This window comes from Sphingomicrobium sediminis, from assembly GCF_023805295.1.
Classification (GTDB): domain Bacteria; phylum Pseudomonadota; class Alphaproteobacteria; order Sphingomonadales; family Sphingomonadaceae; genus Sphingomicrobium; species Sphingomicrobium sediminis.
Map to the genome: position 1 here is coordinate 1,666,885 of NZ_JAMSHT010000001.1, position 24,445 is coordinate 1,691,329.

At 64.4% G+C, this 24,445-nt stretch carries 16 protein-coding genes; 7 read left to right on the top strand and 9 right to left on the bottom strand.

The features are described from left to right. Positions 1–75 precede the first annotated feature (75 nt). Together NDO55_RS08635 and NDO55_RS08640 are read left to right on the top strand one after the other, a co-directional pair. Positions 76–834, top strand: a complete 759-nt coding sequence (locus NDO55_RS08635) for an SDR family NAD(P)-dependent oxidoreductase (protein ID WP_252114336.1) — start codon at positions 76–78, stop codon at positions 832–834. A 202-nt stretch (positions 835–1,036) separates the two neighbouring features. After that, the gene (locus NDO55_RS08640; protein WP_252114338.1) at positions 1,037–3,349 is read left to right on the top strand and encodes a CDC48 family AAA ATPase; all 2,313 of its coding nucleotides are present in this window, start codon (positions 1,037–1,039) and stop codon (positions 3,347–3,349) included. Here the strand turns inward: NDO55_RS08640 and NDO55_RS08645 are convergent. Beyond that, positions 3,346–4,641 carry an MFS transporter gene (locus tag NDO55_RS08645; protein WP_252114340.1) on the bottom strand — a complete coding sequence of 432 codons (1,296 nt, stop codon included), beginning with the start codon at positions 4,639–4,641 and terminating at the stop codon, positions 3,346–3,348. The two genes, NDO55_RS08640 and NDO55_RS08645, sit on opposite strands and share 4 nt — an antisense overlap. Further along, the gene (locus NDO55_RS08650; RefSeq protein WP_252114342.1) at positions 4,634–5,794 is read right to left on the bottom strand and encodes a phospholipase D-like domain-containing protein; all 1,161 of its coding nucleotides are present in this window, start codon (positions 5,792–5,794) and stop codon (positions 4,634–4,636) included. The genes NDO55_RS08645 and NDO55_RS08650 overlap by 8 nt, the downstream gene beginning before the upstream one ends. Before the next feature lie 137 nt (positions 5,795–5,931). On the opposite strand from NDO55_RS08650, the gene rpoZ reads away from it, so the two are divergent. Continuing rightward, positions 5,932–6,267 carry a DNA-directed RNA polymerase subunit omega gene (rpoZ, locus tag NDO55_RS08655; RefSeq protein ID WP_252114344.1) on the top strand — a complete coding sequence of 112 codons (336 nt, stop codon included), beginning with the start codon at positions 5,932–5,934 and terminating at the stop codon, positions 6,265–6,267. Positions 6,268–6,341: 74 nt separating this feature from the next. Here the strand turns inward: rpoZ and NDO55_RS08660 are convergent, their stop codons facing one another. Further along, entirely contained in the window at positions 6,342–6,839 is a 498-nt protein-coding gene (locus NDO55_RS08660) for a winged helix-turn-helix transcriptional regulator (RefSeq protein WP_252114346.1), read from the bottom strand. Between the two features lie 145 nt (positions 6,840–6,984). Between NDO55_RS08660 and NDO55_RS08665 the strand changes: the two genes are divergently transcribed. Then, the gene (locus tag NDO55_RS08665) at positions 6,985–7,275 is read left to right on the top strand and encodes a CC_3452 family protein (RefSeq protein WP_252114348.1); all 291 of its coding nucleotides are present in this window, start codon (positions 6,985–6,987) and stop codon (positions 7,273–7,275) included. A 73-nt stretch (positions 7,276–7,348) separates the two neighbouring features. Beyond that, the gene (locus tag NDO55_RS08670) at positions 7,349–9,451 is read left to right on the top strand and encodes a RelA/SpoT family protein (protein ID WP_252114350.1); all 2,103 of its coding nucleotides are present in this window, start codon (positions 7,349–7,351) and stop codon (positions 9,449–9,451) included. Here NDO55_RS08670 and NDO55_RS08675 read toward each other — a convergent pair whose 3' ends face one another. From NDO55_RS08675 to NDO55_RS08685, 3 genes are all read right to left on the bottom strand, one after another. After that, positions 9,452–9,652: a hypothetical protein gene (locus NDO55_RS08675; RefSeq protein WP_252114352.1), complete on the bottom strand. Its 201-nt coding sequence runs from the start codon at positions 9,650–9,652 to the stop codon at positions 9,452–9,454. A gap of 5 nt (positions 9,653–9,657) precedes the next feature. Beyond that, positions 9,658–11,964, bottom strand: a complete 2,307-nt coding sequence (locus NDO55_RS08680; protein WP_252114354.1) for an NADP-dependent malic enzyme — start codon at positions 11,962–11,964, stop codon at positions 9,658–9,660. A gap of 73 nt (positions 11,965–12,037) precedes the next feature. Then, positions 12,038–12,943 carry a hypothetical protein gene (locus NDO55_RS08685; protein ID WP_252114356.1) on the bottom strand — a complete coding sequence of 302 codons (906 nt, stop codon included), beginning with the start codon at positions 12,941–12,943 and terminating at the stop codon, positions 12,038–12,040. Between the two features lie 105 nt (positions 12,944–13,048). On the opposite strand from NDO55_RS08685, the gene mutS reads away from it, so the two are divergent. After that, positions 13,049–15,661: a DNA mismatch repair protein MutS gene (gene mutS / locus NDO55_RS08690; RefSeq protein WP_252114358.1), complete on the top strand. Its 2,613-nt coding sequence runs from the start codon at positions 13,049–13,051 to the stop codon at positions 15,659–15,661. Next, a complete protein-coding gene (locus NDO55_RS08695) occupies positions 15,658–18,387 on the top strand; it encodes a [protein-PII] uridylyltransferase (RefSeq protein ID WP_252114360.1) in 2,730 nt (909 codons plus the stop codon). Before mutS ends, NDO55_RS08695 begins: the two co-directional genes overlap by 4 nt. A gap of 76 nt (positions 18,388–18,463) precedes the next feature. On the opposite strand, the gene NDO55_RS08700 is transcribed toward NDO55_RS08695, so the two are convergent. The 3 genes from NDO55_RS08700 to NDO55_RS12090 all read right to left on the bottom strand — a co-directional run bounded on the left by NDO55_RS08700 (position 18,464) and on the right by NDO55_RS12090 (position 24,408). Then, complete coding sequence (locus NDO55_RS08700) at positions 18,464–21,307, bottom strand: TonB-dependent receptor (protein WP_252114362.1); 2,844 nt, start codon at positions 21,305–21,307, stop codon at positions 18,464–18,466. Positions 21,308–21,543: 236 nt separating this feature from the next. Continuing rightward, the gene (gene infC / locus NDO55_RS08705; RefSeq protein WP_252114364.1) at positions 21,544–22,062 is read right to left on the bottom strand and encodes a translation initiation factor IF-3; all 519 of its coding nucleotides are present in this window, start codon (positions 22,060–22,062) and stop codon (positions 21,544–21,546) included. Between the two features lie 147 nt (positions 22,063–22,209). Further along, on the bottom strand, positions 22,210–24,408 hold the full coding sequence (locus tag NDO55_RS12090; protein ID WP_252114366.1) for a methyl-accepting chemotaxis protein: 2,199 nt from the start codon (positions 24,406–24,408) through the stop codon (positions 22,210–22,212). Positions 24,409–24,445: the final 37 nt, after the last annotated feature.

A 24,445-nucleotide genomic window follows, 5' to 3' on the forward strand; every position in this document is an offset into this window, starting at 1 on the left:
CCGACATAACTAGCGCATACGAATGCATTTCGCCAAATGCTTGCCCCCGAGCGGGCTTGCTCTACGAGGATCGTCATGACCCAGCCCATCACCCTCATCACCGGCGCCAGCGCCGGCCTCGGCGTCGAATTCGCCAAGACCTACTCGAAGCGCGGCGACCGCCTCGTCCTCGTCGCCCGCCGCGAAGACCGCCTCAAGGAATTGGCCGAAGAGCTCGGCAATGCCCGCGTCGTCGCGATGGACCTAAGCAAGGAGGGCGCCGCGGCCGCCCTGTTCGCCGACCTGAAGGCGCATGACGAACAGGTCGACACACTAATCAACAATGCCGGGTTCGGGCTGGTCGGACGTTTCGAGAGCCTCGACGGGCCGCGCCAGCGCCAGATGATCGACCTCAATTGCGGGGTGTTGACCGAACTCGCCCACGGCGTCCTCCCGGCGATGCACAATGCCGGCAAGGGCGCGATCCTCAACGTCGCCTCGGTTGCCAGCTTCCAGCCGGGGCCCGGCATGGCGGTCTATTTCGCGACCAAGGCCTATGTCCTTTCCTTCACCGAAGCCTTGCACGAGGAATTGAAGGATAGCGGCATCAAGGTCTCCGCCTTGTGCCCCGGCCCCACTTCTACCGAATTTGGCGAAGTGGCGGGCTTTGGCGGGAACAAGGCGGTCGAAACCGTTGCCATGACCGCCGAGGAGGTCGTCCGCATCGGCGTCGAAGGGCTCGACCGGAACAAGGCGGTCGTCGTTCCCGGCATTGCCAACAAGATTTCGGCCAATTCCAGCCGTTTTCTGCCGCGCTCCACCGTCCGCCGGATCGTCAACCTCATCAAAAAGTGACATTGATGTCATTTCGCACTTGCACAATTCATGTTGCGGTGCGATAAAGAATGGGTCGGATGAAAATTCGACATCCTCTCCTGACGGGGCCCGGTCGCTTCATGCGGTCGGGTCCCTTTTTTTGTGCCTCATCGCCCCCACATCGGATCTGAATGAACCGAAGCCCCGCCATGCGCATTGGGCCTAGGACAAGGAGATTCATGTGGCCGACGCCGATACCAAGACCAAGTCCAACCGCGTTCAGGTTGCCAGCCTGCCGCCCGCCGATTCAGGCCGCGGCCTCGCCCGCCTGCCAGCCAATCTGATGGAAGAGCTGGGGCTGGCCGACGGCGATATCATCGCGATTTCGGGCAAGCGCATGACCCCGGCCCGCGCGATCCGCCCCTACAAGGACGATAGCGGGCTCGACATCATCCGCCTCGACGGCCTTCAGCGCTCCAACGCCGGCGTCGGCGCTGGCGATTTCGTCACGGTCGAGAAGGCCCAGTCCAAGCCGGCCAAGAAAGTCACCTTCGCGCCCGCCCAGTCGGGCATCCGCCTTGCCGGGTCGACCGACGCGCTGAAGCGCAGCTTTTTCGGCGCGCCGATCGTGAAGGGCGACCTCGTCGCCACCGCCGGGCACCAGCGGGTCAATACCGACATGCCCGACAATATCCGCCAGCTGCTCCAGGCCCCCGCCTTCGCGCTCCAAGAAGTGCGCCTGAAAGTCGTCAGCACGCAGCCTGCCGGCATTGTCCATATCGATGCCGACACCGAGGTCGCGCTGCAGCCCGAACAGGACGGCACGATCGAGGTCGAGCGCGATGCGATCACCTATGACGATCTGGGCGGCATGGCCGGCACGATCGACGCGCTGCGCGAAATGGTCGAGCTGCCGCTCCGCCATCCCGAACTGTTCCGTCGTCTCGGCGTCGACCCGCCCAAGGGCGTGCTGCTTCACGGCCCGCCCGGTACCGGGAAGACCATGCTGGCGCGCGCCGTCGCCAATGAAAGCGATGCCGAATTTTTCCATATCGCGGGGCCCGAAATCATGGGCTCGGCCTATGGCGAGAGCGAGAAGAAGCTGCGCGAACTGTTCGAGAATGCTTCGAAAGCCGCGCCCAGCATCATCTTCATCGACGAAATCGATTCCATCGCGCCCAAGCGCGAGAAGGTAACGGGCGAGGCCGAAAAGCGCCTCGTCGCGCAATTGCTGACGCTGATGGACGGCCTCGAGCCGCGCCAGAACCTCGTCGTCATTGCCGCCACCAACCGGCCCGATGCGATCGACAGCGCATTGCGTCGCCCGGGGCGTTTTGATCGCGAGATTGTCATCGGGGTGCCCGACGAACCAGGCCGCCGTGAGATCCTTGGCATTCACACGCGCGGCATGCCGCTCGGCGAGGATGTCGACCTGGATAAGCTTTCCAAGCGCACCTATGGCTTCGTTGGCGCCGATATTGCCAGCCTCACCCGCGAAGCAGCGCTGGAGGCGGTGCGCCGGATCATGCCGAAGATCAACTTGGGCGAGGACGAGATCCCGACCGAGGTCCTCGATAGCCTGGCGGTCACGGCCGATGATTTCCGCAATGCCCTGAAACGTGTCCAGCCCTCTGCCATGCGCGAGGTCATGGTCCAGATGCCTGATATCGGTTGGGACGATATTGGCGGCCTCGACGAAGCGCGCGACAAGCTGAAGGAAGGGGTCGAATTGCCGCTCAAGCATCCCGGCGCCTTCCGCCGCCTCGGCATCCGGCCGGCGCGCGGCTTCCTGCTCTACGGCCCGCCCGGCACCGGCAAGACGCTGCTGGCCAAGGCTGCGGCGCGCGAATCCGAGGCCAATTTTATCGCCACAAAATCCTCGGACCTCCTCTCCAAATGGTATGGCGAGAGCGAGCAGCAGATTGCCCGCCTCTTTGCCCGCGCCCGCCAGGTTGCGCCGACCGTCATCTTTATCGACGAACTGGACAGCCTTGTGCCCTCGCGCGGCGGCTCGATGGGCGAACCGCAGGTCACCGAGCGGGTCGTCAACACGATCCTCAGCGAGATGGACGGGCTCGAAGAGCTCAATAATGTCGTCGTCATCGGCGCCACCAACCGGCCCAACCTGATCGACCCCGCGCTTCTGCGCCCGGGCCGCTTCGACGAGCTCATCTATGTCGGCCCGCCGAGCGAGGAAGGGCGCCTGCGGATCCTCCAGATCCACACCTCCAACATGCCATTGGCGAAGGACGTGGACCTTGCGGACTATGCCAAGCGGACCGATCGCTTCACCGGCGCCGACCTCGAAGACCTCGTGCGCCGCGCCGGCCTTATTGCCATGCGCCGCGACATGGAGAAGGCGGAGGTCTCGAAGCAGGATTTCGACGACGCGCTCGAGGAAACCCGTCCCTCGGTCACGCAGAAGATGCTCGACCAGTACAAACGGATCCGCGACAACCTGAAACAGGATGCATTGAAGCCGCAGCCGACCATCGGGTTCATTGAACCCGGTATGCTCGAGCCCAAGAAAGGCAATGGCAAGGACAAGGCCTAGTCGAGCGCCTTGCGCGCCCAGACGATGACCCCGCCAAGCAGCAGCGCGGCCAGCGCGAAGGGCAGGTGCGCCTCGACGCCGTAGAGCAGGATGCCTGCCGTCGGCGCCGCCACGAAAGCGATGCCGTTCGACGAGGTGACGATGCCCGCGACGCCGCCTTGCTCGGCGAGCGGGACGGCAAGGCTCGCCCCGCCGGTGAAACCGGGACGGGTGAAACCGAAGCCGAGACAGGTCAGCGCAAACCCGACGACGATCCCGTAGAGGCTGATCGCCATCATCGTGCCCAGCATGCCGACGGCGGCAATACCCGATCCCCACAGGATGAGCGTCTTGGGGCCGAGCGACAGGCGCGGGATAAGGCCCCATTGCGCCGCCAGCGTCGCGGCCGAGCCGGCCATCATCACCACGGCAATATCGCGCTCCGCCCCGATCGGCTGGAGCGCCAGCCGGTCGATCACGAAGAAGCCGATGATAGTAACGATGCCGGCCATGGCATGGTTGGTGACGACGCCCGCCATGATCCAGTTGCGGATGCGCGGGTCGTTCCATTTCATGCGCGCGCGCCTGCTGGTGGCGGCCTTGACACTGGCACCGGTTGGCTGGCTGGCAAGGCTCGGATAGCTCATCGCCGCGCCGCGCCCCTCGCGTGGGCTCTGGTCATCGGGCAGCGCCCACCATACCATGACAAAAACCGCGCCGCCGATCGCGGCGAAGATGAAGAGCGGGCCTGACAGGCCGAAGAAGGGAATGACGAAGAGCGGCGCCAGCGCAGGTCCGATGATCGTACCGAGCGAGAAGCTGGACGACAGGCCGGCAATCGCGTTGACGCGTGCCGATCGGCGCGTCCGGCTGGCGAGATAGGCTTGCGTCGCGCTCGGCGTCGCGCAGCCGAAAATACCGTAAATGGCGCGCACGACCGCGAAGAGGATGAAGGTCAAGAGCGGCGTCGTCACATCCTTGAGGCCGAGCAACAGCACGATCCCGCACAGGAGCGACGACAAGGTGAAGCCGGCCCCGATGCCGAGCAGGATGAGCGGCTTGCGCCCTCGATGGTCGGACTGGTGCGCCCAGCGCGGGGCGAAGGCCACCCACAGGACTGCCGACGTGGTGAACGTCAGCGCGACCGCAACGTCGGCAATCCCGATGGCGCGCCCAATGGCCGGCATGACCGACTGCAGCGCCGTATTGCCCGCCGCAGCGATCAGCATCGCGGCATAAAGCATCACGAACTGGCGATTGGTGAGCGCGCTGCCGGCGACCCGGCCGAACCGCGTGGCGGCCAGATCAGTCATCGCCGCCCAACGGGAAATTCAGCTTCCGGCTCACCGTATAATCCATCGTCGTCACGAGGAAATTGGAGAGCGCCCAGATGGTCCGCTGCCAGAACGTATCGCGGCTCGCATGCAGTTCGGGCGTGATCTCGCGGCTGTCCTCGATCTCGCCGGCGACATAGTGACGCAGCATCTCGGCGGCAGCCCCGCTGTCGATGCGGAGCATCACTTCCATGTTGATGAAGAGGCTGCGGAAATCGAAATTCGAGCTGCCGATATGAACGATATCGTCGGCGATGAAGAGCTTGGTGTGCAGCTTGGTCGGCAGATATTCGAATATCTCGACGCCGGCGGTGAGCAACTGGTGATAGGTATGCCGCGCCGCCGCGATGGTGGCGTTGTTGTCTGACTTTGCCGCGGTAATCAGGCGGACGCGCCCGCCATCCTCGGCGATCCGCTCCATGCGGCGGAGCATCGGCGCATTGGGCGAGAAATAGGCCGCGACCATGTCGAGCTGGCGGGCCTGCCAGAGATCGCGGATGAGGCCGGCGGGCCATGGCGTCTGGCGCGGCCAGGGCGCGGAGAATTGCCATTGCAGCGGTCCCGACGTGCGGCTGCACCGCGCCGCAATGTCGCCAAGGTCGCGCACGCTGGAGGGCTTTTGCTGCATCCAGTCGTGCAGCGTCTCGAAATAGTTGGTGAGCACCGGCACGCTCGGCCCGTCCAGCCGCAGCCACAGGTCGCGCCACGCGCCGTCATGATCGCCGAGATAGTCCTTGGCGAGATTGGCCCCGCCGATGATCGCGTCACAGCAATCGGCAATCGCGATCTTCTGGTGGTTGCGCAACAGGTAGCGCCGGCCAACGCTGGGATGGAAGACGAACGCTTCGCCGCCCGCCTCGCGCAGCGGCGCGAAAAAGCCTTCCTGGTCCTTGATGTCGCGCAGGCCGAACCCGTCGATGATGAGGCGCACCTCGACCCCGCGCCGCGCTGCCGCGACGAGCGCATCGCGAATGCGCGTCCCGCTGTCATCGTCGGCAAGGTCGTAGAAAAGCAGGTCGAGGCGCGACTTCGCCCCGTCGATCAGCTCGAGGATCGCGCTCATCCGCTCTTCCCCGCCGGGAAGCAGCGTCAGCGTGTGGCTATCCACTTTCAAGGAGCGATCACTGGCCATCGCCAACCCATGAAGCGTGGGCGTCGGCCTTGCAAGCGCGCCGCCCCGCCAGAGGGGTTTTCATTGACTCTTGGGGGCCTCGTCCCTATCTCGCCCGTTCATTCCGAAAGACTTTCGAACAGAAGGATTTGCCGCTTATGGCGCGCGTTACCGTTGAAGATTGCGTCGACAAGGTCTCGAACCGTTTCGACCTCGTCCTGCTGGCCGCCGAGCGTGCGCGCCAGATTTCGGGCGGTGCCGACCTCACCATCGACCGCGACCGCGACAAGAATCCGGTCGTTGCGCTGCGTGAAATCGCCGAAACGACGATCAAGCCCAAGCATCTCGAAGAATCGCTCGTCTCGGGCCACCAGAAGGTCCAGATCGACGAGGATGACGAGACGGATGAGCTGGCGAGCCTGAGCGAATCGGCCGAGGCCCTGCGCCTCACTGCCGCTGCGCCGCCGCGTCCGACCCCGGGCACGGCCGACTAAGTCGACCGACATCTCCAAACAAAAAGGGCGGTCCCGATCGGGCCGCCCTTTTTGATTCGGGACTCCGAGAAAAGCTAGAGATCGACCTCGTCGATATGGCGCAGGCTCGCGCCTGTGCGGCGGTCGACCCACATGAGGTCGGTCAGGCCGAGGATGCGCCCGTCCTGGGCATGGATCGCGACCTTCTGGATCGGGTCGCCATTCCTTTCGTCGGCAAGCATGATGTCGTTGCAGCCATGGCCCCATTCTTCTCCCCATTGGCGCAGCGCCACGACGACGGGCAGCAGCGAGGCGCCCTTGTCGGTCAGCTGGTAGACCACCTTGCGTCCGTCATTGGGGTCGGGCTTGCGATCGAGGATGCCGCCGGCGACCAGCTTCTGCAGCCGGTCCGACAGGATGTTGCGGGCGATGCCGAGGCCCGCCTGGAACTGCTCGAAATGGGTCAGCTTGTTGAACGCACCCCGCAAGATCAGGAACGCCCACTTTTCACCGATCAAGTCGATCGCCTCGGGCAACGGGCACCGAAGTGCATTGGCCTTGAAGGCTTCGATATCCAATTCTTTTCCGCTCACTTAACGCAAATCCCTCTGTGCGGCGTGCCGCTACGGCATGCCACGATTCGACTGTCATAGGCTTGTCATTCGGCAAATAACAGTTGCAAATTGAAACTACGAATCATATGCGTTGTGAAACGAAACCCTTTTGCGGAGATTTCACATGCGCCTTTTCTTTGCTGCCACCGCCCTCTCACTCACTGCCGCCCCGGCCATGGCTGCCGGCCCGCTGGTCAGCGCCACGCTCACCGAAGCGGCTGAAGGCAATGTCGCGGTCAAGGGCGCTGCTTTCCGCTGCAACGGCAATGAGTGCCGCACCAATTCGGACCGCAGCCGCCCTGCGGTCCTGTGCGAGCGCCTCGTCAAGGAAGTCGGCCCGGTCACCCGCTTCGCCATCGACGGCGAAGAGTTTGATGCCGACGCGCTGGCCGCCTGCAACGCCAAGGCCCGCTAATCCCGTTCCTCCCTGTAGACCCGGCCCTTTTTCGCACTTGCAATAAGACCGTCCGACACCCCATTTAGTGGATGTGCTGAGACAGTATGAACTTGTCGAAAAGGTCCGGGCCTACGATCCCGACGCCAACGAGGCGTTGATCAACCGCGCCTACGTCTTTTCCATGAAGGCGCACGGGGCCCAGTTGCGTGCCAGCGGCGACCCTTATTTCAGCCACCCGATCGAGGTGGCCGGCATCCTTACCGACCTCAAGCTAGATACCGAGACGATCGTCACGGCGATCCTCCACGACACGATCGAGGATACGGTCGCCACGCCCGAGCAGATCGAAAACCTCTTTGGCGATGAGGTTGCGCGCCTTGTCGACGGCGTGACCAAGCTCTCCAAGGTCGAGGCGATGAGCGAGAGCGAACGCGCCGCCGAGAACCTCCGCAAATTCCTGCTCGCCCTGTCGGGCGATATCCGCGTGTTGCTGGTGAAGCTGGCCGACCGGCTCCACAACATGCGCACGCTGCACCACATTCCCAAGGAAGAGAAACGCCGCCGCATTGCGCGCGAGACCTTGGATATTTACGCGCCGCTCGCCGAGCGGATCGGCATGTACGAGATGATGAAGGAGATGCAGTCGCTCTCGTTCAAGCATCTCGAACCCGACGCCTACGCCTCGATCGTCCGGCGCCTCAAGCAGCTCAACGAAACGGGCGGCGACATGATCGCCCGCATCGGCCTCAACCTCCAGCTCCATCTCAAGGATAACGGCCTCGAGGCTGAGGTAACGGGACGCGAGAAGCATCCCTACTCGATCTGGCGCAAGATGGCCGAGCAGCATATCAGCTTCGAGCAATTGTCGGACGTCATGGCCTTCCGCGTCATCGTCGACAGCGTCGAGGACGTCTATCGCGCACTCGGTCTCATTCACCAGCGCTGGCCGATGGTGCCGGGCCGCTACAAGGACTATATCTCGACGCCCAAGCGCAACGGCTATCGTTCGCTCCACACTCGCGTAATCCATGACAGCAATATGCGGATCGAGATCCAGATCCGGACCCGCGAAATGCACGAACAGGCCGAGCGCGGGCTCGCTGCCCACTGGGCCTACAAGGAAGGCAAGTCGGCGGCCGACATCAAGGTGCCGTGGATTAGCGACCTCGTCGAAATCCTCGACCATGCCGCATCCGCCGAAGAGCTGCTCGAACATACCCGCATGGCGATGTACCAGGACCGCATCTTCGCCTTCACGCCGAAGGGCGAGCTGATCCAGCTGCCTAAAGGGGCCACCCCGGTCGATTTTGCCTATGCGGTGCATACCGACCTTGGCGACCAGACGGTCGGCGCCAAGGTCAATGGCCGCGTGGTGCCGCTACGTACCCTGCTCGACAATGGCGACCAGGTCGAAATCCTCGCTTCCGACGCACAGCAGCCGCAGCCCTCATGGCTGCGATTCGTCGCCACCGGCAAGGCGCGCGCCGCCATCCGCCGCTTCGTGCGGCACAAGGAACGCGACGAGACGATCGAGCTGGGCACCAAGATTTTCGCCGAGATTATCGAACGCTTGCCCTCCGCACCGCGTCGCGGCGCGACCAAGCGTGCTGCCAAGCGGCTCGGCATGGACGATGAAGCCGCGCTGATGGAAGCGATCGCCAAGAAACGCATCGCCGACGATGCAGTGATGGAAGCGCTCGTCCCCGGTTCGACCGTAAACCTCGAGAAGGAAGGCAAGGGCACGCGCGCGCCCGAACAGCGCAACGCCATCTCGATCAAGGGGCTGACGCCCGGCGTCGCCTTCGAACTGGCCGATTGCTGCCACCCCATTCCGGGCGACCGCATCGTCGGCGTGCGGCGCGAGGACGACATGATCGAGGTCCATGTCATCGGCTGCGAAACCTTGCTGGCCAGCGACGATGCCGACTGGCTCGACCTTGCATGGGGCGATCATTCGGACGGCGGCACCGCGCGCATCCGCGTCATCCTCCACGACGTTGCGGGCGCTCTGGGCGACATGGCCGGCGTGTTCGGCGCCAAGAGCGCCAACATCATCAACCTGCAGCTGGTCCACCGCGACGGCAGCTTCCACACGTTCGACGTGGATACCGAGCTGCATGACCTGGCCCACCTGCACGCCATCGTGGCGGCATTGCGCGCCAGCGACACGGTTAGCCAGGCCGAGAGAATCTAGTCAGTCTGTCGGCGCGTCGGCGCGATAGCCTTCCAGCACCCAGATGATGATCGCCAGCAGCAGCGCGCTGCCCAGCGAAATGCCGGCGATCCAGCCCGCCGATTCTAGGTTGCCGGTCAGCACGCCCCAGACGAGCGCAATGCCCGCCAGCAACGTGATGGCCGCGAGGAAACGGAAATTGCCGCGATTGGCGTTGATCATGTGACTCACCCTACTTGGGCGGCCGCTTCCTTGGCCGCCGCATTACGGCGTAGCGCATCGGCACCCCCGGAGGCCAGCACCGCCAGCGTGACGAGGTCGCCCGAGCTGGCCGTCATCGGCGCGATCTGCACCGGCAGGCTCATGCCCATCAGATAGGGTCCCAGCACATTTTCGCCGCCGATCGCCTTCAACAACTTGGACGACAGGTTAGCCGACTGGAGACCCGGCATGATGAGGATGTTCGCCGGACCCGACAGGCGGGAAAACGGATAATATTTGCGCTGCGCCTCATGATTGAGCGCCACGTCCGGGCCCATTTCGCCTTCATATTCGAAGTCGGTGGTCATCCGGTCGAGCACCTTCACCGCATCGCGCAGATGATCGATATGGTGGCCCGGCGGGTTGCCGAAAGTGGTGTAGCTGATGAAGGCCACGCGCGGCTCGACACCCATGCGCCGCGCAAAGGCGGCCGAGCGGATGGCGATGGCGGCCAGCTGCTCCGCCGTCGGGCGTTCGGTGACGCTCGTATCGGCGATCAGCACCGTCTGGCTGCCGGTCGCGACGATGTTGATGCCGAACGGATCCCCGCCCGTATCGTCGTCGATCACCGTGCGCACCTGCGCGAGGCTCTGGCTGAACGGGCGGGTCGTCCCGGTAATCATCGCATCGCCCTCGCCCAGCGCGAGCATCGCAGCGGTGAAGTAGTTGCGATCCTGGTTGACCATGCGTTCGACCTGGCGGCGCAGCATGCCGCCGCGTTGGTGGCGCTGGTAGATGAAGTCGACCGCTTTTTGCACCAGCGGCGAGTTGCGGCTGTTGAGCACTTTGTAGCTTTCGGGATCCTCGACCCCCAACGCCTTCAGGCGATCATAGGTCGTGTCGCGGCCGACCAGCACCGGCGTACCATAGCCGCCTTCCTTGAAGGCGATGGCGGCGCGCAGGACATTCTCTTCCTCGCCTTCGGCGAACAGCACACGCTTGGGATTGCGGCGCGCCGCTTCGTAAGCGAGCGTCAGGACCGAGCTGGCGGGGTTGAGGCGCGCACGCAGCTGCGAGCGATAGGCGTCATAATCTTCGATCGGCTTCTGGGCGACACCGGTTTCTTCGGCCGCCCGCGCCACCGCCGCTGGCACCACCTCGATGAGGCGCGGGTCGAACGGGGCGGGAATGATATAATCGGGACCGAAGCTCTTGGCGCTGCCGCCATAGGCAGCAGCCACTTCCTCGGGCACCGCTTCGCGCGCCAGTTCGGCCAGCGCCTGCGCTGCGGCGATCTTCATTTCCTCGTTCACTGCCGTCGCGCGCGCATCCAGAGCGCCGCGGAAGATGAAGGGGAAGCCGAGCACGTTATTGACCTGGTTGGGATAGTCCGAACGGCCCGTCGCAACGATGGCGTCGGGACGTGCCTTCTTGGCCTCCGGCGGCGCGATTTCCGGCGTCGGATTGGCCATCGCGAAGATGATCGGATCCTTGGCCATATGCTTTATCATGTCGCCGTTAAGGACGTTGCCCGCGCTGAGACCGAGGAAGACGTCGGCGCCCTTCAGCGCGTCTTCCAGCGTACGAAGGTCCGTCTCGACCGCCTGCGCGCTCTTCCACTGGTCGAGATCGTCGCGATCCTTGTGGATGACGCCCGAGCGATCGCACATGATGACATTGTCATGTTTGACGCCCATCGCCTTGATGAGGTCGGAGCAGGCGATTGCCGCCGCCCCCGCGCCGTTTATGACCACCTTCATGTCGCCCATCTCGCGCCCCGTCAGGTGCGCGGCGTTGATGAGGCCAGCCGCGGTGATGATCGCGGTGCCATGCTGGTCGTCATGAAAGACCGGAATGTTCATCCGCTCTTTCAGCGCCTGCTCGATGATGAAGCAATCGGGCGCGCCGATATCTTCAAGATTGATGCCGCCGAAGCTGGGACCCATCAGCGCGACTGCGTTGATGAAGGCCTCGGGATCCTCGGTATCCAGCTCGAGATCGATCGAATCCACGTCGGCGAAGCGTTTGAACAGAACCGCCTTGCCCTCCATCACCGGCTTCGACGCAAGCGCGCCGAGATTGCCGAGACCGAGAATGGCCGAGCCGTTGGAGATGACGGCGACGAGGTTGCCCTTGGCAGTGAGTTCGTAGGCGCGACCCGGATCGGCGGCGATGGCCTCGACCGGCACCGCGACGCCGGGCGAATAGGCAAGCGCGAGGTCGCGCTGCGTCGCCATCGGCTTGGACGCCTTGATCTCGATCTTGCCCGGCCGGCCCTTGGCGTGGAAATCGATCGCCTCGGCGTCGGAAAACGTAACGTTAGCTTCGCTCATCAAACTCTCCTGTTGGCGGCGAGCGCTAGCAGGATGTGACGGTGCGAGTCACGCGGCAAAAGGGGTTGCCGGCCTAGAAGGGAATGCCGGGTCGCAGCACCAACTGGAAGACGGCGAGCAGGACGAGCGCGATGGCGACGCCCTTGAAGGGGATGGGACGGTGATTGCGCGCATGCGCCACCCGCCGTTCGTCGGGACGGATCATCCAGCCCAGCGCCATCACCCAGATGAGCCCGACCGCCGCCGTGACCGCCGGAAAGACGAGCACCCGATCGAGATCGCCCGGCAGGCGATAAAGCGTCACAAGGCCGAGGCCTACGAAAGCGGGAAGCAGCGCCAGCCGGATCAGGCGTCGGGTCGGGAGGTTTACCGGCTGCGGCCCTACCGCAAGGAAGTCCGGCACGAGCGCCTTGGCAACCATCGGAATGCCGAGAAGCCCGACGAGCGCGACCACGATCATCAGCGGCTGCGGCAACTCGAAGGTTGCCAGCGCCATCCCGACATCGCTGCCCGGGTCGATCACGGCCATAGGAAGCTGGATGAGCGCCATCATCCAGCACCAGAAAGTCAGCCAGGTCAGGAACAGGCGCGCGCCGGCGGCCTGCGGCGGCGAACGCTGGAGCATCGCCATGGTGATGATCCCGCCCAGCAACAGCGCCACCAGCCCGCCACCCTGCAAGAGGTCGGCGATCGGGTCCGCCGGCGTGTAGCCATGATTGTCATGGTAGAGGATCGGGTCGAGCCCGGGCACGAAGGCCTTGGGAATGACCAGCCCCAATTCCTGTAGCAGGAAGGCAAGGTTGAAGGCGATCACGAACGCCAGGATCGATTTCACGATCCGCCGCATGCTGACCCGCGGCACCATCGCCCCGCGACGCCCGCGCTGCGCGCTCCAGCCCATCAATGTCAGGATTGCAGGGATCACGAACAGGATGGCCGGCATCGCGATGGCCAGCACCAACGGCAAGTCGTGATCCATATGACCCCCTTCATCGTCCCCGGCAGCGTTGCTAACAGGCTGCGCCCTACCTCGCCAAGCCCTATTGGCGCGAACCCCAACGACAGGCTAATCTCGACGAGACACATGGCCCGCGATGATTCCCCCAAGACGCCCAAGCAATCCACTCCGGTGATGGCGCAATTCCACCGCCTCAAGGCCGAGGCGGGCGAGGCATTGCTCTTTTTTCGCATGGGCGATTTCTTCGAGCTGTTCTTCGACGATGCGAAGGTGGCTGCGGCATGCCTCGACATCGCATTGACCAAGAGGGGTGAGGATCGCGGCCAGCCCGTGCCGATGTGCGGCGTGCCGGTTCACGCCGCCGAGGCCTATCTCGCCCGCCTCATCAAGGCCGGTCACCGCGTCGCCATTGCAGAGCAGACCGAAAGCCCGGCCGAAGCCAAGAGGGCGCGCGGCTCCAAGGCATTGGTCGAGCGCGCCATCATCCGCGTCGTCACGCCGGGCACCCTGACCGAGGAAAGCCTGCTCGACAGCAAGGCGGCCAACTGGCTTGCCGCGATCGGGCGCGCGGGCGACGATTATGCCATTGCCGCCGCCGACATCTCGACCGGGCGGTTCGAACTCATTGCCTGCGATACCGGCGGCCTGCCTGCGGAACTGGCGCGGCTCGATGCTGCCGAAGTGATCGCCGACGAACGCATCGCCGGCATCGCCACCACGCAAGGTGCCGGCGGCTTCGACAGCATGGAGGGCGAAGCCGCGCTCAAGCGTCGCTTCGGGATCAAGGACCTGGCCGGTTTCGGCTCGCCCGGCCGCGCCGAATGTGTCGCCGCGGGCGGATTGCTCGCCTATCTCGATGCCACACAGAAGGATGCGACCGCGCACCTAGCCGCACCGCGGCGCATCGAACGGTCGGGGCTCATGGCCATCGACCCTGCCACGCGAACCAGCTTGGAGCTGCTACGCGGCGCCGACGGTAGTCCGGCCACCAGCCTGCTCGCCAATCTCGATCGCTGCGTCACGCCGGGCGGTCGCCGCCTGCTCGCCGAGGACATCTCCGCGCCGCTGGCACGCCTCGATCCCATCCGGGCACGCTTGGGCCTCGTGCAATATTTCGCCGAGGACCAGTTGCTGCGCGAGGACGTGCGCACGCGGCTCAAATCCCTGCCCGACCTCGCCCGTGCACTTGGACGTCTCGTCGCCGGTCGCGGATCGCCACGCGACCTTGCGCAGATCCGCGATGCACTTGCCGGTGCGGACGACTTGCAAGCCATGCTGGCCGAAGGGGGCGAACTTCCCGACCTGCTCGCCAGCCTGCTGCCGCAGCTGACGGGTCATGACACCTTGGTCGCCGAGCTCGACAACGCCTTGGTCGAGAGCCCGCCCATCGACGCCTCTAAGGGGGGCTATGTCGCGGCGGGTTATGACGAGGAACTCGACCGCCTGCGTGAGCTTGCCAGCGGCGGGCGGCAGGCTATCGCCGCGCTCGAAGCGAAGTATCGCGAGGCGACCGGCATCGCGAACCTCAAGATCAAGCACAACAATGTGCTCGGCTATCATATCGAAGTACCGGCCAAGTCCGCAAAACCGCTCATGGCCGAGGATTCGGGCTTCACCCACCGCCAGACCATGGCCAATGCCGTCCGCTTCAATTCGCCCGAACTGCATGAGCAGGCGACCGCGCTGGCAGAGGCTGGCGACAAGGCGCTGGCGCTCGAAGCCACGCATCTGGAACGCCTCACAGCCCTCGTGACCGGCCAGGCGGAGACGATTGCGCGCAGTGCCGACGCGCTTGCCCGCATCGATGTCGGCGCGGGTCAGGCGCACCGCGCCATCGAGGGCGGATGGACCTTGCCCCAGCTTGCCGACCAGCCCTGCCTCGAAATCGAGGGAGGCCGCCATCCGGTCGTCGAAGCGGCGGTCGAGAAGGAGGGCGAGCGCTTCATCGCCAATGATTGCCAGCTCGGGCCCAACGACCGGCTCTGGCTGATCACCGGCCCCAATATGGGCGGCAAATCGACCTTCCTGCGCCAGGTCGCGCTGATCGCCTTGATGGCGCAGGCCGGTGGCTATGTGCCAGCATCGCGCGCCAAGATCGGCTTGGTCGATCGGCTTTTCAGCCGGGTTGGCGCCTCGGACAATCTGGCACGCGGACGCTCCACCTTCATGGTCGAGATGGTCGAGACCGCGGCAATTCTTGCCCAAGCAACCAGAAACAGCCTCGTCATCCTCGACGAAATCGGGCGCGGCACGTCGACTTATGACGGGCTCGCCATCGCCTGGGCGGTGACCGAAGCGATGCATGACGATATCGGTGCGCGCACCCTGTTCGCGACCCATTATCACGAGCTGACTCGCCTTGCCGAACGGCTCGATGCGCTGAGCCTCCACCATGTCCGCGCCAAGGAATATAAGGGCGACCTCGTCCTCCTCCACGAAGTCGCGGAAGGCGCCGCCGACAAGAGCTACGGCATCGCCGTCGCCAAATTGGCGGGCATGAGCCCCAAGATGCTGGCGCGCGCCAAGGACATCCTCTCGCGGCTCGAGGCCGGGCGCAACGAAACGGGCGGGATCGCTGCCGGGCTCGACAGCTTGCCACTTTTTGCCGCGACGACGCCCGAAGAAGAGCCAAGCGATCCGCTGGTCGAGGCGCTCGCCGACCTCGACCCCGACGCGCTGACGCCGCGCGATGCGCTCGACGCGCTCTATCGACTCAAGCGCCTGGCTGACGACCGGTGAACCAGCCACTCCGCGCCCATTTCGTCGATGACCGCCGCGCCATTATCGACCGGCGCGCGCTCGATGATCGCCTGAATGGGCTCGCTTACGGAGACAAGGACCGCGATGCCGCGCTCGACATCCTGAGCGAAGCGCTCGAACAGGGGCGCGCCGAGATCGCTCGGCGGCTCGAGGCCGAACCCTATCGCGGCCGCGTCCATGCGGCTGCCTACAGCTTCCTTACCGACCAGATCATCCGGCTCGCTCACGATTATGTGACCCAGCGACTCTTCCCCAATCCCAACCCCTCCTCGGGCGAACGCATTTCGCTGGTCGGCGTCGGCGGGACGGGGCGCGGCGAGATGGCGCCCTATAGCGATGTCGACCTGATGATGCTGGTACCCGAGCGGCGCAACGCCTGGAACGAGCAGGCGATCGAGGGACTGCTTTACCTGCTCTGGGACATGAAGCTGCAGGTCGGGCAGGCGGTGCGCACGCCCGACGAACTCATCCAGCTGGCAAGCGAGGATATGGCGATCCGCACCGCGACGCTCGAGAGCCGCTTCATCTGGGGCGATGGCGAGCTGTTCGACGCGATGCGCGCGCGGTTCGACCGCGAAATCGTGTCAGGCAGTGCCCGCGAATTTGTCGCCGCCAAGCTCGCCGAGCGCGACGAGCGGCACGAGAAGATGGGCGATACGCGCTATCTCGTCGAACCCAACGTCAAGGACGGCAAGGGCGGCCTGCGCGACCTCCATACCCTCTACTGGATCGGCAAATATGTGCATGGCGTCTCGGCGCCCGCCGAGTTGATCGACAAGGGCCTGTTCAACCGCGCCGAATTCCGCCGCTTCGAGCGGGCCGAGCGCTTTCTATGGTCGGTCCGCTGCCATCTCCATCTCGCTGCCGGACGCGCTGAGGATCGCCTCGGCTTCGACCACCAGCGCGAGATTGCCGAGGCGATGAATTATGCCGACCGGCCGGGCAAGAGCGCGGTCGAACGCTTCATGCATTTCTACTTCCTCAACGCCAAGACGGTTGGCGATCTGACCGGCGTGTTCCTGGCACAGCTCGATGCCCAATTGGCCGAGGCGGGCCGGCGCTTCGTCATGCCCGCCATGCTCCGCCGCGACAAATTGATCGACGGCTTCCCGCTCGATCGCGGACGGCTCTCGGTCAAGTCGGAGGAATGGCTGCGCGAAGATCCGGTCCGGCTGATCGAACTGTTCCGCGTCGCCCAGCGCGAAGGCCTCGAAGTGCATCCCGACGCGATGCGCGCCGCCGCCCGGGCCGCGCGCGCCGTCGACGAAGTGCGCGACGATCCGCGCGCCAATGCGCTGTTCCTCGACATCATGACCGGCCGCGAGCAGACCGACACCGTCTTGCGCTGGATGAACGAGGCGGGGGTCTTTGGGCGGTTCGTGCCCGACTTCGGCCGCGTCGTCGCACAGATGCAGTTCGACATGTATCATCACTATACGGTCGACGAGCATACGATCCGCGCCATCGGCCTCACCGCCGCGATCGACCGCGGCGAGCTCACCGAAGACCATCCGCTAGCCAGTGCGCTGATCAAGCAAATCGCCTCGCGCCGCGCCCTTTATGTCGCCGTGCTGCTGCACGATATCGCCAAGGGTCGCGGCGGCGATCATAGCGAGCTGGGCGCCGAGATTGCCGAGGAAATGGGCCCTCGTTTCGGGCTGGATGCCGGCGAAACCGACCTCGTCGCCTGGCTGGTGCGCTATCACTTGTTGATGAGCGCCACCGCCTTCAAGCGCGACTTGGCCGACCCCACCACGCTCGACGATTTCGTCGCGCAGGTCAAAAGCCCCGAGCGCTTGAAGATGCTGTTGATCCTCACCGTCGTGGACATTCGCGCGGTGGGTCCGGGCACGTGGACCGACTGGAAACGCCGTCTCATCCGGACGCTCTACGAAGCGGCCGAAGAGCGGCTGCGCCTCGGACACAAGCAGCATGGCCGCAACGACCTCATCGCCGAACGCAAGGCGGCACTTGCCGAAGCGCTCGACTGGCCGCGCGATGCGATGGCAGCGCACCACAAGCGCTTGCCCGACAGCTATTGGGTGGCCGAACCGCTCGGTTGGCAGAAGGCCAATGCCAAGCAGATTGCCGAGGCCGAGGCCAAAATGGGCAAGCGCGAGGTGTCGGTGAAGCTGACCACCGACAAGGATGCGGCAGCAACGCGCATCTCAATCTTCGCGCCCGACAGCCACGGCCTCTTCTATCGCCTGTGCGCAGGCCTCAGCAGCGCAGGCGCCAGCATCATCGATGCGCGCATTCACACGACCCGCGATGGCTGGGCGCTCGACAACTTGCTCGTCACCGACGCGCAGGATCGTCCCTATGCCGACAGCAGGCGCCGCAGCCGCCTGAAGGCCGCGGTGAAGGATGCGCTCGGCGCAGACCAGCTCCCCGCGCCGCCCGAGCTTGCCTCGCTCACGGCACGCGAGGAAGCTTTCGATGTCACCGGCGCGGTCATGGTCAGCCAGACAGCATCGACCCGCATGACCGTCATCGAGGTCAATGCCCGCGACCGCACCGGCCTGCTTGCCCGGCTGGCCCATGCCATCATGGAAGCCGGCGCAGTGGTCCATTCGGCCCATGTCGCCACCTATGGCGAGCGTGCAGTCGACACCTTCTACCTGACCGATGCCAGCGGTAGGAAGCTGAGCCATGAGACCGCGGACGCCCTGCGCGCCGCCTTGCTCGCCGCCGCCGAGGGCTGACCCCTAAAAAGGAAAGGGGCCCCGCCATTGCTGGCGAGGCCCCACCCCTGTTGAGCCATGTGGCCCTGCGCGTTGCTTAGAAGCGACCGCGCAGCGTCAGGCCGTAGGTCCGCGGTTCGCCGAGGAAGGCGCCGAACAGCTGGTTGGCGGTCGGGTAGAGACCTTCGTCGACACCGCGCGCGGTGTTGGTGACGAGGCCCGTGCCGAAGCCCTGCAGCGGCGCGTCGAAGGCGACCTGGATATATTCTTCGTTGGTGAAGTTCTGCGCCCACAGTTCGACCGCCCAGATATCATCCGGGCCGCGAATGCCGAGACGCGCATTGAACACCTGGAAGCTCGGCTGGAGCTTCTCGACGTCGAGGTCCGAACCGGTGTTGAGGCTGCTCATGTGGCGACCATCGACATAGACGAGGCCGGTCAGGCCGCTGTCACCGATGTCCGGCGTCCAGGCGATCGAGCCGGTCAGCGTCAGCTCGTTGGCGTTCGAGATGTAACGGTCGTTGAGCTGGAACAGCTGCGGCGACACGGCTTCACCGTCGGCACCGACGATCTCGCTGCGATAGCGGGTGTCGGCATAGGTGCCACCGAAGTTGATCTGCAGGTCACGCATCGGACGCGAGAAGATTTCCCACTCGACACCGGCCGAGCGGACACCGCCCTTGAGGTCGCCGACACAGTTGCCGGTCAGCGGGCTCGCATCGGCGTCGCCGTTGGGGACGTCGAGTTCCGAACAACCGTTGATGTTCTCGACTTCGAAGGCGAGGCCGTTGAACTGGTTGAGCTGGAAGCTTTCGAAGACCTGGTGGAAGGCCGCGACGTTGATGTCGATACCGTCACCGTCATACTTGAAGCCGACTTCGAAGGCGTCGTTGATTTCCGGCTCGAACTGCAAGACGGCGATCGAGCTGTTCGGCACGATCGCGCCATTGCCGTTGCTACGCAGCAGCGGGGTACGGTCGAGGTTGTAACCGCCCGCCTTGTAGCCGCGCGAGTAGCTGGCATAGGTCAGGAGGTCGTCGACCGGCTTGAAGCTGATCACACCGGTACCCGACAGCTGGCCGTTCGAGAAATCGTCGCTGGCGGTGAAGTTGCCACCCGGCGTCGAGGGAACGAGGCAGGGAAGCGTCTGGAGATCAGGCGCCGCAGCCGAGAAGAACGAGCAGAGCGCGTTATCGTCGTTGAGATCGACGTCGAGCGACTTCTTGTCCTGGGTGTAACGCAGGCCGATGGTGATATCGATCTGGTCCGTCACCTCGAAGATGTTGTGGGTGAAGATCGCCCAGTTGGTGCTCAGCTGGTCGTAACGGTCGTTGACGTTGATGTCGAAATCGGCCGGCAGCATGCCCAGCGCAAGCGCGAGGTTGCTGTAACCCGAATCGTTGAACACGCCGGCGCCGAAGTCGGGGAACTGGCCCGACGGCCCGATGCCGAGGTCGATCGCACCGAGGCGCGCAAAGGCGCTCAAGGCTGCGATCTGCGACGCGATCGCGTTGGCGCCCGCAACATCCATGTTGCCAAGCGCGGTATTGAAGTTGTTGACGAGACCCGCACGCACCGCGCCCGAAACGAGCGGCTGGAAGCAGGTCGGGTTGCTCGGATCGATGATCGAGCTCGGGACCAGCGGGCTGGACGCGAAGTTGAACGCGGTCAGGCAGTTGGCATATTTCGAGAAATCATCGCCGACGGTGAGGTTGTCGGTAAGCTCGAGCTTTTCGCTGGCGAAGAAGCCGCCGACCAGCCAGTCGAGACGGCCGTCCATCGCTTCACCCTGCAGGCGAAGTTCCTGCGTGAAGGTCTTGAAGGTCGTCGCCGCACCGCCATCGTCGTCGCGGAAAAGCAGGTCGAGATTGTTGAACGTGGCGTCTTGGCCGCGCACGAACTCGTTGAAGCGATAGGCGCTGATGCTGGTCAGCTCCACATCACCGAGATCGTAGACGACTTCGGCCGACAGACCGTAATCCTCGACGTCCGAGCGGAAGCTCTGGCCCGGCGTGATCGACGTTTCGCGGACGAACGTGTCGTCGTTGATGTCGGCGCCAAGGCCGCGCAGCAGCGCGGCAAAGGTCGAGGGCTGGGGCGAACCGTCATAATCCTGCGCCGGCAGGTAGGTCGCGCCGCAGCATTCCTCGTCACGGCTCGAATAGTCGCCGACGAGACGGACCGAGAGGTCGCTGTCAGGCTCCCAGAGGAGCTGGCCGCGGACGAGGAAACGATCACGGTCGTTGATGTCGCGACCCGACACGCGGTCGGTGAGGAAGCCGTCGCGCGAGAGATAGACGCCGTCGATGCGGCCGGCGACATTGTCGCTCAGCGGGCCGGTGACCGACAGTTCGCCGCGACGCATATTGTAGTTGCCGATCGTCGCCGAGGCGATGACTTCAGGCGTGAAGCGCGGCTGCGCCGTGATGATCGAGATGAGACCGGCCGAAGCGTTGCGACCGAACAGCGTGCCCTGCGGACCGCGAAGAACTTCGATGCGGTCGACCTGGCCAAGTTCGGTGAGGCCCGTACCGGTACGCGAGCGATAGACGCCGTCGATGAAGACCGCGACCGAGCTTTCGAGGCCGGGGTTGTCACCGACCGTACCGATGCCGCGGATACGCGCGACGCCCGCGCCGGCTTCCGACGAGGTCGAGGAAACGAGGAGCGAGGGGCTGACCTGGGTCAGCTGGCGAATGTCGCTGGCGCCCGAATTGAGCAGCGACTCTGCGGTCACCGCGCTCACTGCGAGCGGCACGTCCGACAGAGCTTCGTTACGACGGGTCGCGGTGATGACGATCGCGCCCTCATCCTCGATGATATCGTCGTCCTGGTTCTCCTGGACCGGCTGCGCACCGTCGGCGGGCTGCGTGTCCTGAGCGAATGCGGGGGTCGCGAAGGCCATGATACCGGCCGACGCCATCAGAATGGATTTACGCATGTCTGCTTCCTCTCCCAAAAACAGAAGGTGTGAATATGTCACCCGACTACGCTGACAGGTGCCTTATGGGAAGCAGACAGTGCCGCCATTTCGCCGAATTACAAGAGGGCTGCGGCACAAAAAACACATCATGCAGCGCAACATTTTGTGCTGCACTGCATGATAGGTTTTTTACTTGTACTGAATTAAGTTAAGCGCCGACAAAAGCGGGCTTTTATTGACGTAGCGTCAAGTCGCTACTTTGGCGCGACCACCATGAGCATCTGGCGCCCTTCCATGCGGGGGCGCTGCTCGACCTTGGCGATCTCCGCCGTATCCTCTTCGACACGGTTGAGCACGGCCATGCCGAGCTCGTTATGCGCCATTTCGCGGCCGCGGAAGCGGATGGTGAGCTTCACCTTGTCGCCATTCTCGATGAACTGGACGACCTTCTTCATCTTCACCTGATAGTCGTGGTCATCGATGTTCGGACGCATCTTGATCTCTTTGATCTCCTGCGTCTTCTGCGCCTTGCGCTTGGCGTTGGCCTTTTTCTGGGCCTCATATTTGTGGCGCCCGATGTCGAGAAACTTCGCGACGGGCGGATCGGCATTGGGAGAGATTTCAACGAGGTTGAGGCCAATGTCGTTGGCCTGCTCCATCGCTTCGCGCGTATACATAACGCCCAGATTTTCGCCATTTTCATCGATCACCCGCACTTTTTGTGCTTGGATGAAATTGTCATAGCGGGGGCCGGAAGGCGGCGGCGGCGACATCCCACGTCGCGAAAGGGGCGGTCGTATAGCGAATTCTCCTTTGAGTCGTTTCTCTTCGTGAGGCCGAAATAGGGAGTGTAGCCACGAAAATAAAGGGTGCGCGCGCCGAATGGCGCCGCGTGCCCGTTCATCGGAGCCCGTTTGCGATCAGGCAGCCTGCAGGTCGTTGAGGAAGCGTTCGACGTCGCCGCGTACCGCATCGGCGAGCTTGGCAAGCTCCCCGCTGGAGGATTTGACCTGCGTCGCGGCGGCGAGAACCGAAGTCGCGCCTTCGTCGACACGCTTGGCACGCACCGCCACGTCATCGGCGATACCGGCAGCGCCCTCGACGCCATGGCTGAGCTGGCGCGTCGCCTCGGTCTGCTGGCGCACGGTCGATGCAATGGCGACGGCGGCCTGGCTGATGCGCTGGATCGCGGCATCGACATCGCCGAAGCCGGAGACCGAGCGATTGATGGCATCGTCCATCTGCCCAACCGTCTTGCCAGCGCTGGCGGTGGCCTTCGCGGTCTGTTCGGACAGGTCCTTCACTTCGCCGGCGACAACCGCGAAACCGCGACCGGCCTCACCGGCACGTGCCGCCTCGATGGTCGCGTTGAGCGCGAGCAGGCCGGTCTTCTTGGCGACATCGTCGATCATCCCGACCATGTTGCCGACATCCTTGGTCGCGCCCGAGAGCTTGCGCACTTCGCTCGCGGTCTGGGTCGAACGGTCGGCGGCATCGGTGGCCGATCCACGCTGCTCCTCGACCTGGGTGGCAATGTCGGCAATGGCAATGCGGATCTGGTCGGCCGCAGCCGCCGCTTCGCGCACATGGGTCGAGGCCGAGGCGGTTTCCGAGGCGACCGCCGACAATTCGTTGGTCGTCTGGCCGAGCGATTCGAGCATGAGGTCGGCCGTGGCCGACAATTCGTCGGCGGCAGCGGCCAGCGTCGAGACGGTCTCGTGCATGCGGCGGGTGAAGGCATTGCCGGTGTCGGCAAGGTAACGGGCGCGCTGCTCGCGTTCCTCGACAAGGCGGCGGTCGGCTTCAAGGGCAGCTTCGCGAGCCTCGGCGTCGCGCTTTTCGGCTTCGATCTTCTCGCGCTCCATGCGCTCGCGCTCGGTGACCGCGCCGCGGAAACCTTCGAGCGTGCGAGCGATCTCCTTGAGCTCGAGTGCGCGGGCCTCGGTCGGCAGCTGCACGTCGAAATTGCCTTTTGCGATCCGGGCCATCGCGCCGTCGAGCTGGCGCATCGGACGCGACACTTCGTTCAAGACGACCCAGATAAGGCCCATCACCGCCAGCACCGCCAGGAACAGCAACAGCGACTGGATCCCGATCGACCAGGCCGACCGGCTGAGGCGCTGATTGACCCAGGCGGCGGTCAGGCCTTGCGCCGCATCGGAAATACCGAGCAGCGCGTCGATCGCGTCGGTCGAGCTGTCGAACCAGACGTAGGCGCTCACCGGATAAGGCGTGCCGGCATCGCTGGCGCCGTATACCTCGCCGCGCAGATTGTTATAGTCGACGAAGAAGCTCTGCCGCGCCGCGCCCATGGCGGCGTTGATCGCCCGATCGTTGGAGCGGCTGCCATTGATGGCACGCACCGAATCCCATGCGTTGAGCACCCGACCGCGATTTTCGATGATCAGCGAGCGCGTCGTCGGGTCGATCTGCTGACCCGCGGCAATCGCGCCGCCGACCAGCGCGCGTTCGCGACCCGCATACTCCCCCATCTCCCAGGCAAAATGCTTGAGCAGGTTTAGGCTGGCCATGTCGTCATCGGCATTGACCTGGGCCGCCGAGGTGAAGCGCATTTCCTGCGCGGCCATGATGCGGCGCGTGGCGGCACCTAGAAATTCGTTGGCGATCCCGGCGCGGCGTTCGGCGGCCGGAAGGCGGATCGCGCTCGAGGCCTCGCGGACCATGTCTTCATGTTCGGCAAGCGTCGTGCTGTACGTGTCGAACAAGGCGCGCTCGGTCGGCGTGTCGGGCGAGAAATGGTCGAGTGCGCGCTCCATCGCGGCATCGCCGGTGCGGCGCGCCTCGAGAATGCGATCGATCGTCTCGCTGGATGCCGGATTGGGGTCGCGCAGCGCGACATAAGTGAGGCCGCGCGATACCGCCCAGTGCTCGCCCGCCTCGATCACGTCCTGCGTGAAGCGTCCGGCCTCGCGCAGTTCGACGGCGTCGCTGCGATCGTTTAGCGAGCCTTTGAAACTCGACGCGGCAAGGCCAACGATGATCGCGGCCATAATCACGATGGTGATGACGATGGCACGCGTCAGCGAGAATTGCCCGCGCGACACGCGGCTGATGGTCAGATGCGCCTGGCTGAAGGCAAGCTTGAACGGATTGGTCACCGCTTTGAAAACCCCGGATTACCCGCCGGATGCACAG

Bases quoted from the DNA above. Each gene is read 5' to 3' on its own strand.
- NDO55_RS08700 (WP_252114362.1), bottom strand. From the start codon at position 21,307: ATGCGTAAATCCATTCTGATGGCGTCGGCCGGTATCATGGCCTTCGCG.
- NDO55_RS08650 (WP_252114342.1), bottom strand. From the start codon at position 5,794: ATGGCCAGTGATCGCTCCTTGAAAGTGGATAGCCACACGCTGACGCTG.
- infC (WP_252114364.1), bottom strand. From the start codon at position 22,062: ATGTCGCCGCCGCCGCCTTCCGGCCCCCGCTATGACAATTTCATCCAA.
- NDO55_RS08635 (WP_252114336.1), top strand. From the start codon at position 76: ATGACCCAGCCCATCACCCTCATCACCGGCGCCAGCGCCGGCCTCGGC.
- NDO55_RS08675 (WP_252114352.1), bottom strand. From the start codon at position 9,652: ATGATCAACGCCAATCGCGGCAATTTCCGTTTCCTCGCGGCCATCACG.
- mutS (WP_252114358.1), top strand. From the start codon at position 13,049: ATGGCCCGCGATGATTCCCCCAAGACGCCCAAGCAATCCACTCCGGTG.
- NDO55_RS08665 (WP_252114348.1), top strand. From the start codon at position 6,985: ATGCGCCTTTTCTTTGCTGCCACCGCCCTCTCACTCACTGCCGCCCCG.
- NDO55_RS08645 (WP_252114340.1), bottom strand. From the start codon at position 4,641: ATGACTGATCTGGCCGCCACGCGGTTCGGCCGGGTCGCCGGCAGCGCG.
- NDO55_RS08685 (WP_252114356.1), bottom strand. From the start codon at position 12,943: ATGGATCACGACTTGCCGTTGGTGCTGGCCATCGCGATGCCGGCCATC.
- rpoZ (WP_252114344.1), top strand. From the start codon at position 5,932: ATGGCGCGCGTTACCGTTGAAGATTGCGTCGACAAGGTCTCGAACCGT.
- NDO55_RS08680 (WP_252114354.1), bottom strand. From the start codon at position 11,964: ATGAGCGAAGCTAACGTTACGTTTTCCGACGCCGAGGCGATCGATTTC.